Source organism: Sporosarcina koreensis (genome assembly GCF_001531445.1).
Taxonomy (GTDB): Bacteria; Bacillota; Bacilli; order Bacillales_A; family Planococcaceae; genus Sporosarcina; species Sporosarcina koreensis_C.
In genome coordinates this window covers 1-14,144 of sequence record NZ_LQYA01000065.1, presented here as the reverse complement: position 1 = coordinate 14,144, position 14,144 = coordinate 1, and the positions used below count along the sequence as shown (strand labels likewise).

General features: G+C 49.7%; 10 protein-coding genes. All 10 read left to right on the top strand.

Features of this window, described 5'->3' with window-relative positions; all coding sequences use genetic code 11:
- The coding region (locus tag AWV70_RS10440) for a (Fe-S)-binding protein (RefSeq protein WP_235588621.1) at positions 1–1,963 on the top strand (1,963 nt) is incomplete at its 5' end.
- 180 nt (positions 1,964–2,143) lie between these two features.
- Positions 2,144–3,337, top strand: a complete 1,194-nt coding sequence (locus AWV70_RS10435; RefSeq protein ID WP_060206821.1) for an acetyl-CoA C-acetyltransferase — start codon at positions 2,144–2,146, stop codon at positions 3,335–3,337.
- 193 nt (positions 3,338–3,530) lie between these two features.
- Positions 3,531–4,379 carry a 3-hydroxybutyryl-CoA dehydrogenase gene (locus AWV70_RS10430; RefSeq protein WP_060206819.1) on the top strand — a complete coding sequence of 283 codons (849 nt, stop codon included), beginning with the start codon at positions 3,531–3,533 and terminating at the stop codon, positions 4,377–4,379.
- Positions 4,380–4,563: 184 nt separating this feature from the next.
- On the top strand, positions 4,564–5,700 hold the full coding sequence (locus AWV70_RS10425) for an acyl-CoA dehydrogenase (protein WP_060206817.1): 1,137 nt from the start codon (positions 4,564–4,566) through the stop codon (positions 5,698–5,700).
- A gap of 190 nt (positions 5,701–5,890) precedes the next feature.
- Positions 5,891–7,030 (top strand): acyl-CoA dehydrogenase, encoded by a 1,140-nt coding sequence (locus AWV70_RS10420; protein ID WP_060206815.1) that lies wholly within the window; start codon positions 5,891–5,893, stop codon positions 7,028–7,030.
- Between the two features lie 13 nt (positions 7,031–7,043).
- Entirely contained in the window at positions 7,044–7,670 is a 627-nt protein-coding gene (locus tag AWV70_RS10415) for a TetR/AcrR family transcriptional regulator (protein ID WP_060206813.1), read from the top strand.
- 192 nt (positions 7,671–7,862) lie between these two features.
- The gene (icmF, locus tag AWV70_RS10410) at positions 7,863–11,120 is read left to right on the top strand and encodes a fused isobutyryl-CoA mutase/GTPase IcmF (protein WP_060206810.1); all 3,258 of its coding nucleotides are present in this window, start codon (positions 7,863–7,865) and stop codon (positions 11,118–11,120) included.
- A 149-nt stretch (positions 11,121–11,269) separates the two neighbouring features.
- A complete protein-coding gene (locus tag AWV70_RS23810) occupies positions 11,270–11,434 on the top strand; it encodes a hypothetical protein (protein WP_160327645.1) in 165 nt (54 codons plus the stop codon).
- Positions 11,435–11,491: 57 nt separating this feature from the next.
- Positions 11,492–12,067, top strand: coding sequence for a DNA-directed RNA polymerase subunit delta (gene rpoE, locus AWV70_RS10405; RefSeq protein ID WP_306464389.1), 576 nt, complete (start codon positions 11,492–11,494; stop codon positions 12,065–12,067).
- Positions 12,068–12,238: 171 nt separating this feature from the next.
- Positions 12,239–13,852 carry a CTP synthase gene (locus tag AWV70_RS10400; RefSeq protein ID WP_060206804.1) on the top strand — a complete coding sequence of 538 codons (1,614 nt, stop codon included), beginning with the start codon at positions 12,239–12,241 and terminating at the stop codon, positions 13,850–13,852.
- The last annotated feature ends 292 nt before the right edge of the window (positions 13,853–14,144 follow it).

Genomic DNA, 14,144 nt, shown 5'->3' with positions numbered 1-14,144 from the left:
ATTGAAGGATAAGAAAAGTGGAGCGATCCACGTTATGTTCTTCTATGGATTCCTGCTCGTCCAGTTCGGGGCGATCGACCTCATCTGGAAAGGGCTGAAGCCTGGGTCGCATTTGCCGTTCGGGCCGATTTACGGCGGATTTACGTTTTTCCAAGAAATCGTTGTAGCTGTCATTTTGGTCGCGGTCGTTTGGGCGTTCCAACGTCGTTATGTTGAAAAGCTCGTCCGCTTGAAGCGAGGCTGGAAATCAGGGCTAGTCCTCATCTTCATCGGTACGCTTATGGTGTCGACACTCGTATCAAACGGCATGAACATGATTTGGCAAGGGCATGAACCAACGTGGACAGAGCCAATGGCGTCTGCAATTGCAAGCGTTTTCAGCTTCATGAGCCCGACGGTGGCTGCAGTCGTCTTCTTCATCGCTTGGTGGGTCCACTTGCTCACATTGCTTACGTTCCTCGTGTACGTGCCGCAATCGAAGCATGCGCACTTGATCGCAGGTCCCGTCAACACATACATGATGCGTTTTGATCGCCGTGGCAAACTCGCGCCGATCGACTTTGAAGCACTTGAAGAAGTGGAAGACGAAGATGATATGCCTGCGCTCGGTGTCGGTAAGATCACCGATTTCACGCAGAAACAGATGATCGACTTCTATGCATGTGTAGAATGTGGACGCTGTACGAATATGTGTCCGGCGACCGGGACGGGCAAGATGCTGTCCCCGATGGATTTGATTACAAAACTGCGTGATAACCTGACGAATACAGGCGCACTTGTCACGAAGAAACAGCCTTGGGTGCCTACATTCGCATTCGGAAATACGAAAGGGAATCAGATCGCGTTAGCTGCAGGTTTGGAAGGCGCGACACTCGACGATATTTACAACCCATCCCTTATCGGCGATGTCATTACCGAAGAGGAAATTTGGGCGTGCACGACGTGCCGGAACTGTGAAGACCAATGTCCAGTCATGAACGAGCACGTCGACAAAATCATCGATCTACGACGTTACCTCGTGATGACGGAAGGGAAGATGGATGCGGATGCGCAGCGTGCGATGACGAATATCGAGCGCCAAGGGAATCCGTGGGGGCTTAACCGGAAAGAGAAGGAGAACTGGCGTGATGCACGTGAGGACCTTCATATTCCGACAGTGAAGGAAATGAAGAAGGCGGGCGAAGAGTTCGAATACCTCTTCTGGGTCGGCTCGATGGGCGCTTTCGACAACCGTTCGCAAAAGATTGCGCTTGCTTTCGCGCATCTCATGAATGAAGCGGGCGTCAAATTCGCGATCCTTGGGAATAAAGAGAAGAACTCCGGCGATACGCCGCGACGTTTGGGGAATGAGTTTTTATTCCAAGAACTCGCGACTTCCAACATCGACGAATTTGAAAAAGCGGGTGTCAAGAAAATCGTCACGATCGACCCGCATGCATATAATATTTTCAAGAACGAATATCCGGATTTCGGCTTTAAGGCGGAAGTGCTCCACCATACCGAAATGCTGTACGACCTCGTCATACAAGGAAAGCTGAAGCCGGTCCATGAAATCAATGAAACGATCACGTTCCATGATTCGTGCTACCTCGGCAGATACAACGATGTGTATGATGCGCCAAGGGAAATCCTGAAAGCAATTCCGGGCGTCAACCTCGTTGAAATGAAGCGGAACCGCCAGGACGGCATGTGCTGTGGAGCGGGCGGCGGACTTATGTGGATGGAAGAGGATGCTGGTCACCGCGTCAACGTTGCCCGTACGGAACAGGCGATGGAAGTGAGCCCGGGCATCATTTCTTCTGGATGTCCTTATTGCTTGACGATGCTTTCAGACGGAACGAAGGCGATCGAAGTGGAAGAGAAAGTCGGTACGTACGACATCGCGGAATTGCTTGAGCGATCCATTTTCGGTGAAGACTTCCAACCTGCTGTTGTGGAGGAAGAGGAGCCGATTTTACAGTAAGATATATTGCGAGAGTTTAGAAAGAACGATATAATTGAGAAAATTGGGAGCGGAAATGCTTCTGTGAAAGGGGGAGTCTACGTGCTCCCCTTTTTTTCGAAAAGCTACTGAGCGAGCGTTCAGTCATCGCGCTTTATGCGAAAATGAAAACGTTATCATGCTGAAATGGAGGAGAAGGGAATGGGCAGAACAGTCATCTTGGACGGGGCACGGACGCCGTTTGGAAAGTTTGGCGGTGCTTTATCCACGAAAACGGCAAGTGATCTAGGCGGAATCGCGATTAAGGAAGCGTTGAAACGGTCGGGTGTGAAGGAAGAGGAAGTCGATGAAGTGATCATCGGGACGGTGCTGCAGGCGGGTCAGGGACAGATCCCTTCGAGGCAGGCGGCAGTGAAGGCGGGGCTTCCGTGGTCTGTGAAAACCGAAACGGTGAATAAAGTATGCGCATCCGGCATGCGGAGCGTCACGCTCGGCGATCAGCTTATCAGGCTCGGAGACGAAGAAGTGATCGTGGCGGGCGGCATGGAATCGATGTCGAACGCGCCGTATTATTTGCCGAAAGGGCGTTTTGGCTTGAAGATGGGCGATGCGCCATTGGTGGACGGCATGATCTATGACGGCCTGTCCTGTTCATTTTCCCCGGACCGCGTCCATATGGGGACGTATGGTAATGGGACGGCGAGCGAGTTTTCATTAACACGTGAAATGCAGGATGAATGGTCGCTGCGCAGCCATGAGCGGGCGAATGCGGCGATCGACGAAGGGAAGTTCGCGGAAGAAATTGTCGCAGTGGAGATTCCTCAGCGAAAAGGGGAGCCGGTCGTTGTTGATACGGACGAAGCGCCGCGTCGAGACACTTCCCTTGAATCACTTGGGAAACTTCGACCGGCATTCGGCAACGATGGCACGATCACGGCAGGCAATGCGCCGGGCGTCAATGATGGTGCATGCGCGCTTGTGCTTATGAATGAAGAGCGTGCGTTGAAGGCAGGGAAACAGCCTCTTGCAACGATAATTGGCCATGCTGAAGTTGCCATCGAACCGGAAAACTTCCCACAAACACCAGGCCTCGTCATTAATGAATTGCTGAAGCAGACGGGGAAAGAATTTAAGGACATTGATTTATTTGAAATAAATGAAGCATTCGCGGCTGTCGCTCTTGCAAGCTCGCAAATCGCAGGACTCGACCCTGAAAAAGTGAACGTCAACGGTGGAGCGGTCGCACTCGGCCATCCAATTGGCGCAAGCGGGGCGCGGATCATCCTAACACTCGCTTATGAACTGAAACGACGTGGAGGCGGTATCGGTATTGCTGCTATCTGTTCAGGCGGCGGGCAAGGCGATGCGATTATGATTGAAGTGGCGAAAGCGTAACTTAGCGGATTTGATTTATACGTGATTTCGAGCGTTTATGGAGTTTTATAGTGAGTTATGCGCGTTTGTAAGCGATTATGCGCCGTTGTATGAATTTATGAGTGTTTGAACGAATTTATGCGTACTTGCATGATTTTATGAGCATTTACGGCATCAGTAGCAATCATTTATCGGAGACGGAGGTACTTTCATTATGGAAATCAAAAAAGTGATGGTCATCGGAGCTGGACAAATGGGCGGAGGCATCGCCCAAGTGTGTGCGCAAGCGGGATTCGATGTGAAATTAAATGACATTAAAGAGGAGTCCTATGAGAAGGGACTTGCGGTTATTACGAAGAATCTTTCCCGCAACGTTGAGAAAGGCCGCATGACGGAAGATGAAAAAGCGGCAGTGCTTGGTCGGATCACGAAATCGCTCGATTTGCAGGATGCGCATGATGTCGACATAGTTATCGAAGCAGCGGTTGAAAATATGGATATCAAAAAATCGATCTTCGCGAAATTGGATGGCATTGCGCCGAAGCATGCGATTTTGGCGTCGAATACATCATCGCTTCCGATCACGGAAATCGCAGCGGCAACGAACCGTCCCGAAAACGTCATTGGCATGCACTATATGAATCCGGTGCCCGTCATGAAACTCGTTGAAATTATCCGCGGGCTCGCGACATCGGATGAAGTGTATCAAGCTGTCGAGGACATGACACACAAACTAGCAAAGACGCCGGTTGAAGTGAATGACTTCCCGGGATTCGTCGCAAACCGTGTCCTTATGCCGATGATCAACGAAGCGATATACACATTGTATGAGGGAGTTGCATCGAAGGAAGCGATCGACGAAGTGATGAAGCTCGGTATGAACCATCCGATGGGGCCTCTTCAATTGGCGGATTTCATTGGACTCGACACATGCTTATACATTATGGAAACGCTTCACGAAGGCTTCGGCGATTCGAAATATCGCCCTTGCCCATTGTTGCGAAAGTACGTCAATGCAGGCTGGCTCGGCAAGAAATCGGGCCGCGGATTTTATGAATATTAATCTTATGTGAATTGCGCTAGTTCAAAGGTCATGAAATGGTGATAACTTCCCGGATTCGATAGATAACAATGTAGATTCAATAGATAACTATCCATATTCGATAGATAAGTCCATAGATTCGATCGATATTCATTCCGAACTGGCATCTTTATAAGGAATTTCATTTACAAAGGAGTTAATTCCAATGAATTTAACATTCACCGAAGAACAGCAGATGATGCGCACGATGGTGAGGGACTTTGCGAAATCGGAAATCGAGCCGTTCATTCCGCGTATGGAAGCGGGGGAGTTTCCTCGTGAAATCCTTACGAAAATGGGGGAGCTCGGCTTGATGGGCATCACAGTACCCGAAAAATACGGCGGCTCAGAGATGGACTTCGTTTCCTATATTATCGCTATCCATGAGCTGTCGAAAGTGAGCGCGGTCATGGGCGTCGTCCTCTCCGTCCATACATCCGTCGGCACGAACCCGATCATGTATTTCGGAAATGAAGAGCAGAAAAACCGCTACTTGCCAAAAATGGCGTCAGGCGAATATTTAGGCGCCTTCTGTCTGACGGAGCCGGGTGCAGGTTCGGATGCAGGCTCACTGAAGACAAAGGCTGTAAACAAAGGCGATTATTACGTACTGAACGGCTCGAAAGTGTTCATTACAAACGGCGGGGAAGCGGACGTCTATATCGTTTTCGCATCAACCGATCCGTCGCAAGGGACGTACGGCATTACGGGCTTCATTGTTGATAAAAATACGCCGGGTTTGATCATCGGAAAAGATGAAGAAAAGATGGGTCTTCACGGATCGCGAACCGTGCAGCTCACATTCGAAGATATGAAAGTACCCGCGGAAAACCGTCTCGGTGAAGAGGGAGAGGGCTTCAAAATTGCAATGGCAAACCTCGACGTTGGCCGGATCGGCATCGCAGCGCAAGCGCTTGGCATTGGCGAAGCGGCTCTCGAAGCGGCTGCCGCGTATGCGAAAGAACGTGTGCAATTTGGCAAGCCGATCGCGGCAAACCAAGGCGTAGGCTTCAAATTAGCGGATATGGCGACAGCATCCGAAGCTGCAAGGCTCCTCGTCTACCGAGCCGCCCAGCTTCGCGCGGAAGGGAAACCATGCGGCAAAGAGGCTTCAATGGCAAAACTATTCGCCTCACAAACCGCAATGGACAACGCCATCGAAGCCGTCCAAGTCTTCGGCGGCTACGGCTACACCGAAGACTACCCGGTCGAGCGTTACTTCCGCGACGCCAAAGTAACGCAAATCTACGAAGGCACAAGCGAAATCCAACGCATCGTCATCAACAAACACCTCACAAAGTAAATCGGCTTTTTGTTGGTGCCTGTGCAAGGTGCATTTATGATAGTTTGATAAAATGGATAATAATTAGTTGGTTAACTGGTAGAACAGTATTCTATAAGTATTATCGTATTTCGTTTATACAATTGTAGCTAATAAACTGAATTGTGTGGTGCGCAGGTACCATACGAGAAACCCCAAGGAGGAAGTTGACATGGATTTTAAATTATCGGAAGAGCATGAGATGATTCGGAAAATGGTGCGTGATTTTGCGGAGAAGGATGTTGCGCCGACAGCTGCAGAGCGCGATGAGGAAGAACGTTTTGATATGGATATTTGGCATAAGATGGCTGAGCTCGGATTGACGGGGATCCCTTGGCCTGAGGAATATGGCGGCATCGGCAGCGATTATCTTGCATATTGCATCGCGGTTGAGGAATTGTCTCGTGTCTGCGCGTCGACTGGCGTTACATTATCAGCGCACACGTCTCTTGCTGGATGGCCTGTATACAAATTCGGTACAGAAGAGCAGAAGCAGAAGTACCTTCGCCCGATGGCAGAGGGTACGAAAATTGGCGCGTACGGTTTGACTGAGCCGGGCTCCGGATCTGATGCTGGAGGCATGCGTACGACTGCGAAGCTTGATGGCGACGACTACGTTTTAAACGGCTCGAAGATCTTCATTACAAACGGTGGAATTGCTGATATTTACATCGTGTTCGCGGTGACCGATCCAGAGTCGAAGCATAAAGGCACGAGTGCTTTCATCGTTGAGAAGGACTTTGCAGGCTTCTCAGTCGGGAAGAAGGAGAAGAAGCTTGGCATTCGTTCGTCTCCTACGACGGAAATTATGTTCGACAACTGCCGCGTGCCGAAGGAGAACATGTTAGGGGCGGAAGGCGAAGGATTCATTATCGCAATGAAAACGTTGGACGGCGGCCGGAACGGGATTGCTGCCCAAGCGGTCGGTATTGCGCAAGGTGCGCTTGACGCGGCGGTCGATTATGCGAAGGAGCGCGTCCAGTTCGGCAAGCCGATTGCGGCGAACCAAGGCGTCGGCTTTAAACTCGCGGACATGGCGACTGCGACAGAAGCTTCCCGATTGCTCACATACCAAGCGGCATGGCTTGAATCGAACGACTTGCCGTATGGAAAAGCATCCGCGATGGCGAAACTGATGGCAGGAGATACGGCGATGAAAGTGACGACGGAGGCGGTCCAAGTGTATGGCGGCTACGGCTATACGAAGGATTATCCGGTCGAGCGATTCATGCGTGACGCGAAGATTACGCAAATCTACGAAGGAACGCAGGAAATCCAGAGACTCGTCATCTCCCGCATGTTGACAAAATAATCGGGGGTGCATGATGCAAGTGAAACGTGAAGTAAAGTCGTCTGTCAAAGATGAAAGTTTGATTGAAAAGAGGCGCGAGCAGATCATTGATGGAGCCGTCCAGCTATTCAAGGAGAAAGGATTCCACCGAGCAACGACGAGGGAACTTGCCAAAGCGGCAGGCTTCAGCATCGGCACGCTTTATGAATACATCCGGACGAAGGAAGACGTCCTCTATCTCGTTTGTGACAGCATTTACAATGAAGTGCAAAGCCGCCTGTCGACCTTGATGGACCAAGAAGGGAATATTGAAGGACTTCGTATGGCGATTGACACGTATTATCACCTGATTGACGACATGTCGGACGAATTCGTCGTCATGTACCAGGAATCGAAATCATTGCCGAAGGACGCCCTCCAATACGTCCTCAAAAAAGAGATGGAAATGGTCGCGTTATTCAAGAACCTGTTGCAAGCGTGCGTCAGGTCGGGTGAAATGCGCATCGACGAAGAAGCAGTAGATATGGCAGCGCACCACGTCGTCATCCAAGGCCAAATGTGGGCATTCCGAAGATGGGCATTGCGCGGCACCTACAACATTGAGGAGTTCATCAGCTTTCAGACGGATCAATTATTCAAGGGAATCGTGAAGAACCAATAAATTGTACGGGTGCCTGTGCATGGTGCGATTATGGAAATTCAACTTTCAGCATAAAAATACAGTTGTTAATTAACAAGAGGTTGCATTAATCAGCTTTCTGTTTCTAATTCGTGCAATTGTAGTTAATAAACTGAATTGTGTGCTGCGCAGGCACCACAAAAGGGCACTACAAAGAGAAGGGGTGTGCGATAAATGGTTACAACTGAGATTTATAAACCGAAGCATCATGTTCGTTTTGTGACGGCGTCGAGTTTATTTGATGGGCATGACGCGTCGATCAATATTATGCGCCGTATCCTCCAGTCGACGGGGGCGGAAGTGATCCACCTTGGCCATAACCGTTCCGTTGAGGAGGTCGTGAATGCGGCAATCCAGGAAGATGTGCAAGGGATTGCCATTTCCTCGTATCAGGGCGGGCATGTCGAATACTTCAAATATATGTACGATCTTCTGCAGGAAAAAGGAGCTCCGCATATCCGCATTTACGGCGGCGGTGGCGGCGTCATTTTGCCGAAGGAAATCAAGGAATTGCATGACTACGGTATCGCTTGGATCTTCTCGCCTGAGGACGGCCGTAAGATGGGGCTCCAAGGGATGATCAACCGGATGGTGGAGGAATGCGATTTCCTTACTGAAGTGGAAGACGAAATGGCCAATCTTGAAAAAGTGGGCACGGACAATCCGGAAGTGCTTGCCAATTTGATTACGTACGCGGAGGAAATGTATAACAAGGAAAACCGTGACGCGATTACACTCATCCAAAAAGCGAGGGAATTATCGAAACACACGCCTGTCCTCGGGATTACAGGTACGGGGGGAGCAGGGAAATCTTCACTCACCGACGAATTGATCCGCCGTTTCTTGCGCGAATTGCCGGATAAGAAAGTTGCTATCCTCTCGATCGACCCGACGAAGCAGAAGACGGGCGGTGCGCTGCTCGGCGACCGGATCCGTATGAACGCCATCTTCAATAAGCGCGTCTTCATGCGCAGCCTCGCTACACGCGGATCACGATCCGAGCTATCTGGCGCCATCAAAGACGTGCTCGACGTCGTGAAAACGGCAGGCTTCGATCTGATCATCGTTGAGACGAGCGGAATCGGGCAAGGCGATGCGGAAATCACGGAAGTGTCCGACGTGTCGATGTATGTCATGACGAGTGAATTCGGCGCGCCGACGCAACTCGAGAAAATCGATATGATCGATTTCGCGGATCTGATTGTCATTAATAAATTCGAGCGGAAAGGGTCCGAGGACGCGCTCAGCCAAGTACAGAAACAGTACCAACGGAGCCATCTCCTTTTCGATAAGGATCTCGACACGATGCCTGTCTACGGCACGATTGCGAGCCAATTCAACGACAAAGGGACGAACTCGCTGTTCGCTGCGCTCGTTTCCAAGTTGAATGAAAAATGCGGCCTCGATTGGGAGACGTCCTATGCTGATTTCGTGAAGACGCAAAAGCAGAACGTCATTATTCCGACCGATCGCACCCATTACTTACGTGAAATCGCGGGCACGATCCGCGACTACCATAAGAAATCCGCACAGCAAGTAGACCTTGCCCGCCGTTTATTCCAACTAGAAGGCGCAATTGAGGCTGTGAATGAAAAATCATCGGATAATGTACTCGCCGCTTCACTCGAGTCGCTAGCAGAAGGCGTGCGTGAGGAACTTTCTGCGGAATCAAAGCGGATTCTCAACAACTGGGGAACTTTGAAAGAATCATATGCGGGTGATGAATTCATTACGAAAATCCGTGATAAAGAACTTCGTACCCTACTGACAACGACAAGTTTGTCAGGGTTGAAGATTCCGAAAGTGTCGTTGCCGAAATTCAAGGATTACGGTGAAATCCTTCGCTGGGTGTACAAAGAGAATGTCCCGGGTTCATTCCCATATACGGCAGGGGTTTTCCCGTTCAAGCGGGAAGGCGAGGATCCGAAACGCCAATTCGCAGGCGAAGGAACTCCGGAACGGACGAACCGCCGCTTCCATTACTTGTCGAAGGACGATGATGCAAAACGGTTGTCCACGGCATTCGATTCGGTCACGTTATACGGTGAAGATCCTGACGAACGTCCTGACATTTACGGGAAAGTCGGAGAATCCGGCGTCAGCATCTGTACGCTCGAAGATATGAAAAAGCTGTATGACGGCTTTGACTTATGCGCGCCGTCGACGTCCGTTTCGATGACGATCAACGGTCCCGCGCCGATCATTCTCGCGATGTTCATGAATACGGCTGTCGACCAGCAAGTGAAGCGCAAAGAGGAAGAACTGGGCCGTGTGTTGACGATTGAGGAATTCACGGAAGTCCGCAACGCCACGTTGCAAGTCGTCCGCGGAACGGTTCAAGCGGATATCCTGAAAGAGGACCAAGGGCAGAATACGTGCATCTTCTCGACGGAATTTGCGCTCCGCATGATGGGCGATATCCAACAGTATTTCATTGACCAAAAAGTGCGGAACTACTACTCTGTCTCGATTTCCGGCTATCATATTGCGGAAGCGGGCGCGAACCCGATTTCACAGCTCGCGTTCACGCTCGCGAACGGCTTCACGTACGTCGAGTATTATTTGAGCCGCGGCATGAATATCGACGATTTCGCTCCGAACTTATCGTTCTTCTTTTCGAACGGCTTGGATCCGGAGTATACGGTCATCGGACGTGTCGCTCGCAGAATCTGGGCGGTCGCGATGCGCGAGAAATACGGAGCGAACGAACGGAGCCAGAAGCTAAAGTATCACGTGCAAACATCCGGTCGAAGCTTGCATGCGCAAGAAATCGACTTCAATGACATCAGGACGACGCTCCAAGCGCTTATGGCATTGCAGGACAACTGCAACTCGCTTCATACGAATGCCTACGACGAAGCAATCACGACGCCGACGGAGGAATCGGTGCGACGCGCGATGGCGATCCAGATGATCATCACGAAAGAGCACGGTTTATCGAAAAATGAAAACCCGCTTCAGGGATCTTTCATTATCGAAGAATTGACGGACCTCGTCGAAGAATCCGTCCTCCAGGAATTCGACCGCCTGAACGACCGCGGCGGAGTGCTTGGATCGATGGAGACGCAATACCAGCGAGGCAAAATCCAGGAAGAATCGATGCTCTACGAAATGAAGAAGCACTCGGGCGAACTGCCGATCATCGGCGTGAACACATACTTGAACCCGAATCCACCTTCCGAAGAGGACATCGACAATATGGAAATCGCCCGTGCGACAAGGGAAGAGAAAGAGACGCAAATCGCCAACTTGCGCGCATTCCAATCGCAGCACAGTGATGCGGCAGAAGAAGCGTTGCGCAAACTGCAGCAAGTCGCAGTGACCGGCGGCAACATTTTCGCAGAGCTAATGGACACCGTCAAAGTCGCAAGTCTCGGCCAAATTACGAACGCACTATACGAAGTTGGCGGCCAATACCGCCGGAATATGTAATGAATGAAAAGGGAACGCTCTTGCACGAGGGCGTTCTTTTTTGGATATCCAAATTTCCATTAAAAACATTTCGAAAAATCATTACAAAAAGTGGATTTTGCCTGTTCCTTCCACGTATAATAAATAGAACAGGGGAAAGAGGTGGGGAGATGAAAGCATATCAACATGTATTGATCATCATAGTGATTATCATCCTCATCTTTTCCTTATACGGTGCGGGTTACGGTGCCATCCCTTTCTTGCTTGCCGCCTTTTATCTTGGCTTCCTCAGCGTCAAAGAATTCCAACGCTTCAAGAAGAGTAGAAGATGGTAGCATAACAGGCACTTCATTGTATATAATGATTAGTATGCTTTTGCTCAGAGAAAGGACGTGCGTACGTTGAATTTACATGAATTGACGAAAGAAGAACTACAAGAAGAATCGATGATCGATATTGCTTATGCCGTATTGACGGAACGACGGGAAGCATTGACACTTGAACAATTATTGAATGAAATCCGTGAATTGACAGGAATGTCGGAGAGTGAAATGAAGGACAGGCTTCTCCAATTCTACACAGATATGAATATCGATGGAAGATTCCTTGCCATTAATAATAACCAATGGGGCTTGCGCGAATGGTATCCAGTCGATCAAATCGAGGAAGAGACTGCTCCTGTCGTTAAAGTCCGCAAAAAGAAAAAGAAAAAAGCGTATGACGATGAGGAAGAGGAAGAAGAGGAAGAAGAAGTCGACGAGGACGAATTGTTTGATGAAGAATTCGACGAACTCGATGATGATGAAGACGATTTGGAAGATGAAGAAGAAGAAGAGGAAATCATCGAGATTGAGGAAGATCTAATCGATGATGAGGAAGGCCTCGAAATCGTTCCGGACGAAGAATTGGATATTGATGACGAAGACGAAGAAGATGAGGAAGATGAAGAAGAAGAGGACCTTCTCTAATACTTTCCACTTGACTTCGGGCGTTTAAGGATTTAAGCTTCTATTTGGGCTCCTTGAAAAAGGACACATGAATCCGTGTATAAGCGCTCCTCTTGTAGATAGACTACAGTGGAGCGCTTTTTGTATTTTATTACACAAAACCGAACCCCTAACACAAAGGAGGAGCTACAGATGACAAAATATATCTTTGTAACCGGCGGAGTTGTTTCATCTTTAGGAAAAGGAATCAATGCGGCATCCCTCGGAAGACTACTGAAAAGCAGGGGCCTTCAAGTCACCAACCAAAAATTCGACCCATACATCAATTTGGACCCGCGTATGATGAGCCCATACCAGCATGGGGAAGTCTTCGTCACGGAAGACGGTGCGGAAACCGACCTCGACATTGGTCACTATGAACGGTTCATCGACATCAAATTGAACAAATACTCCAATGTCACAATGGGGAAAGTATACTCCTCTGTCCTGCGGAAAGAGCGCCGCGGCGATTACAAAGGGGCGACGGTCCAAGTCATCCCTCATATTACGAATGAAATCAAAAGCCTCGTCAAACGTGCGGGCCAAGAAACGAACGCAGACGTTGTCATCACTGAAATCGGCGGAAGCGTCGGCGATATCGAATCGCTTCCATACCTCGAAGCGATCCGTCAAATGAAAACGGACCTTGGCAAGGATGATGTCATGTATATCCACAACACGCTCATCCCGTATTTGCACGCTGCCGGTGAAATGAAAACGAAGCCGACACAGCATAGCGTAAAGGAATTGCGCGGACTCGGCATTCAGCCGAACATGATCGTCGTCCGAAGCGAATATCCGGTCCCTCAGGAAATGAAAGACAAAATCGCCCTCTTCTGCAACATCAAGCCGGAAGAAGTGATCGAGGCGCTTGATGCAGAAACATTGTACGAGGTTCCGATCCGTCTGCATGCGCAAAATATGGACAAGATCGTCGTCGATTTCCTCGGCCTTGAAACGAAAGAGCCGGATTTGACAGGAATCGAGGAGCTCGTGAACCGCGTCAGAAATCTTTCACGAAAAGTGAAAATTGCGCTTGTCGGTAAATATGTCGAGCTCCAAGACGCCTATATTTCCGCGGTGGAAGCATTCCGCCATGCGGGATACGAGTTCGACACGGACATCGAAATCGATTGGATCAATTCCGAAGAAGTGACGAAAGAAAACGTCGAGGAAATCTTGAGAGACGCAGACGGTATTTTCGTTCCGGGCGGCTTCGGAGATCGTGGCATCGACGGCAAAATGGAAGCGATCAGTTATGCGCGTGAAAACGGAGTTCCATTCTTCGGCGTCGGCCTCGGCATGCAACTTGCTGCAGTGGAATTCGCTCGTGACGTCCTTGGAATGAAAGACGCGCATTCCGCCGAATTCGACAGTGAAACAGAAAACGCGGTCATCGAAAACAACCGTGATTTCGAGGAGCGTTCCGACATCGAGCAAGCAAGCGGAGATATGCGACTCGGCGCACATCCATGCAAGTTGAAGGAAGGCACAAAAGCGCAAGAAGCATATAACGACGAATTGGTGTACGAACGCCACCGCCACCGCTTCGAATTCAACAATATCTATCGCGAGCAATTCGAAAACGCGGGCATGATCGTGGCAGGGGAAAGCCCAGACGGCCATCTAGTGGAAATCATTGAGTTGAAGGACCATCCGTTCTTCATCGGAACTCAATTCCATCCAGAATTCGCATCACGTCCAACGCGCCCAACACCGCTCATCCGCGAATTCATTCGCGCAGCACTCACGCATCAAGACGCATAAAGTGAAACTACACTCAGTGGGGAACTCTTTCATCCCCACTGAGTGTTAGTTGAACCAATCGAGCATTAACTGGCAGTTGAACTCCCGCGATAGTGGGAGTCTTACTGCCAGTTAATGCGGGATAAGATGAAAAACCAGAAACCATCGATTTGGATGGTTTCTGGTTTTATTTTGATTGATGAAAGGCAAGCGCTCATAAAATCAGAATGGCGCTCATAAAATCCGTCAAGCGCTCATAAAATTCAGAATGGCGCTCATAAATCCTGCTAAGCGCTCATAAAATTCAGAATGG

Coding starts and splice junctions, on each gene's coding strand:
- AWV70_RS10435 (WP_060206821.1), top strand. CDS start 2,144: ATGGGCAGAACAGTCATCTTGGACGGGGCACGGACGCCGTTTGGAAAG.
- AWV70_RS10420 (WP_060206815.1), top strand. CDS start 5,891: ATGGATTTTAAATTATCGGAAGAGCATGAGATGATTCGGAAAATGGTG.
- AWV70_RS23810 (WP_160327645.1), top strand. CDS start 11,270: ATGAAAGCATATCAACATGTATTGATCATCATAGTGATTATCATCCTC.
- AWV70_RS10425 (WP_060206817.1), top strand. CDS start 4,564: ATGAATTTAACATTCACCGAAGAACAGCAGATGATGCGCACGATGGTG.
- AWV70_RS10430 (WP_060206819.1), top strand. CDS start 3,531: ATGGAAATCAAAAAAGTGATGGTCATCGGAGCTGGACAAATGGGCGGA.
- AWV70_RS10400 (WP_060206804.1), top strand. CDS start 12,239: ATGACAAAATATATCTTTGTAACCGGCGGAGTTGTTTCATCTTTAGGA.
- AWV70_RS10415 (WP_060206813.1), top strand. CDS start 7,044: ATGCAAGTGAAACGTGAAGTAAAGTCGTCTGTCAAAGATGAAAGTTTG.
- icmF (WP_060206810.1), top strand. CDS start 7,863: ATGGTTACAACTGAGATTTATAAACCGAAGCATCATGTTCGTTTTGTG.